The organism is Micromonospora sp. CPCC 206060 (assembly GCF_036906895.1).
Lineage (GTDB): Bacteria > Actinomycetota > Actinomycetes > Mycobacteriales > Micromonosporaceae > Micromonospora.
In genome coordinates, this window is sequence record NZ_JBAKHU010000293.1 from 1 (window position 1) to 554 (window position 554).

Genomic DNA, 554 nt, shown 5'->3' on the forward strand with positions numbered 1-554 from the left:
GGCGTTCCAGATCTCCGCGAGGGCCTTCTTCGCTCCGGGGTGGGCGGATCTCGGTAGCGCGGCGAGGACGTTGCCGATCTTGTGGAGCCGTCAAGGATCAACTTGTCGGTGTGTCGTGGCCCGAGCCTGGGGCGGTGGCGAGGAGGTCGGCGGCAGTGCGGTAACGGGTGGCTGTCGGCTGTGGGATCCAGCCTTCCTGTTCGAGCAGGGGGCGTGTCTCGCGGATGACTTGGCCGATCAGGGACCGGCTGACATCTCCGAGGGCGTCGGCGAGGACGTCGAGGGTGCACAACTTCCTGAGGTAGAGGACGGTGAGCAGGATCCGTTCACTATTGTCGATCTTTTGGGGGAAGACGCCGCCGCGGGCACCGGGCTGGCGGTCGCCGCCGCGGCGCTGGTGAGCGAGGCGTTCGGCCTTGGCCGCCTGCCGTGGGGCGAGGCGCCGCACGAGGGTGTCCAGTTCCTTGTGGCGCATCCCGGTCAGCGTCGGGTCTGACAGCTTCTCGATGATCGTGGTCCTGGCCGGGATGCTGTCGTGTTCGAGGAAGGCGAGC

1 pseudogene is annotated in these 554 nt (G+C 67.7%); it reads right to left on the reverse strand.

The window, feature by feature from the left end:
• Positions 1-97: 97 nt before the first annotated feature.
• Positions 98-554: pseudogene (locus tag V6U90_RS33810) on the reverse strand (ISAzo13 family transposase); the annotation flags it as partial.